Source organism: Burkholderia sp. AU17457 (genome assembly GCF_002223255.1).
Classification (GTDB): domain Bacteria; phylum Pseudomonadota; class Gammaproteobacteria; order Burkholderiales; family Burkholderiaceae; genus Burkholderia; species Burkholderia sola.
On the sequence record NZ_NKFB01000022.1, the window covers coordinates 1 to 1,732 of the forward strand.

1 protein-coding gene is annotated in these 1,732 nt (G+C 67.6%); it reads left to right on the top strand.

All coding sequences use genetic code 11. The annotated features are described in order from the left end of the window. Positions 1-1,732: amidohydrolase (locus CFB49_RS35400; protein WP_143329363.1), on the top strand; the 1,732-nt coding region annotated here is incomplete at both ends.

Genomic DNA, 1,732 nt, shown 5'->3' on the forward strand with positions numbered 1-1,732 from the left:
TCATGCCGCTCGCGGGCCGCGCGACGAAGGTGGTCGATCTCGGCGGCCGCGGCGTGCTGCCGGGCCTGATCGACAACCACTGCCACGTGATTCGCGGCGGCCTGAACTACAACATGGAACTGCGCTGGGACGGCGTGCCGTCGCTCGCGCTCGCGATGGAGATGCTCAAGCAGCAGGTCGCGATCACGCCCGCGCCGCAGTGGGTGCGCGTGGTCGGCGGCTTCACCGAACACCAGTTCGTGGAGAAGCGGCTGCCGACGATCGACGAACTCAATGCGGTCGCGCCGGACACGCCCGTGTTCATCCTGCACCTGTACGATCGCGCGTTGCTGAACGCGGCGGCGCTGCGGGTGGTCGGCTACACGAAGGACACGCCGGAGCCGCCGGGCGGGACGATCCTGCGCGATGCGGCGGGCAACCCGACCGGCCTGCTGCTCGCGAATCCGAACGCGACGATCCTCTACGCGACGCTCGCGAAGGGGCCGAAGCTGCCGTTCGAGTATCAGTACAACTCGACGCGCCATTTCATGCGCGAGCTGAACCGGCTGGGCGTGACGGGCGTGATCGACGCGGGCGGCGGTTCGCAGAATTATCCCGACGATTACGAAGTGATCCGCAAGCTGCACGACGCGGGCGAGATGACGATCCGGATCGCGTACAACCTGTTCACGCAGAAGCCGAACGCGGAGAAGGAAGACTTCGTGAACTGGACGAAGAGCGTCAAGTACCACGACGGCACCGACTACTTCCGCAATAACGGCGCCGGCGAGATGCTGGCGTTCTCGGCGGCCGACTTCGAGGATTTCCGCGTCGCGCGGCCGGACCTGCCCGCGCAGATGGAGGACGATCTCGAAGGCGTCGTGCGCGTGCTCGCGGAAAACCGCTGGCCGTGGCGCATGCACGCGACCTACGACGAAACGATCAGCCGCGCGCTCGACGTGTTCGAGAAGGTCAACGAGGACATCCCGCTCGAAGGGCTGAACTGGTTCTTCGATCACGCGGAAACGATCACCGAGAAATCGATGGACCGGATCGCCGCGCTCGGCGGCGGCATCGCGGTGCAGCACCGGATGGCGTACCAGGGCGAATACTTCGTCGAGCGCTACGGCGCGCAAGCCGCGGAGGCGACGCCGCCGGTCGCGAAGATGCTCGCCAAGGGGCTGAAGGTGTCGGCCGGCACCGACGCGACGCGCGTCGCGTCGTACAACCCGTGGGTGTCGCTCGCATGGCTCGTGACGGGCAAGACGGTCGGCGGCATGCGCATGTATCCGCAGCGCAACCTGCTCGATCGCGAAACCGCGCTGCGGATGTGGACCGAGTACGTGACGTGGTTCTCGAACGAGGAGGGCAAGAAGGGGCGCATCGCGGTGGGGCAGCTTGCCGACCTGGTGGTCCCGGATCGCGATTTCTTCGCATGCGCGGAGGACGACATCGCCGCCACGACCGCGTTGCTGACGGTGGTCGACGGGAAGATCGTGTGGGGCGCGGGGCCGTTCGCGTCGCACGACGCACCGATCCCGCCGGCGATGCCGGACTGGTCGCCGGTGCGCGAGTTCGGCGGTTATGGCGGATGGGGCGCGACGCAGCGCAACGGCGCGCCGCTGCAACGCGCGGCGGCCGCCGCGATGTGCGGCTGCGCGAATGAATGCAACCTTCACCAGCATGCGCACGCGAGCGCATGGGCAAGCACGTTGCCGACGTCGGATGCGAAGGGCTTCTGGGGCGCGTTCGG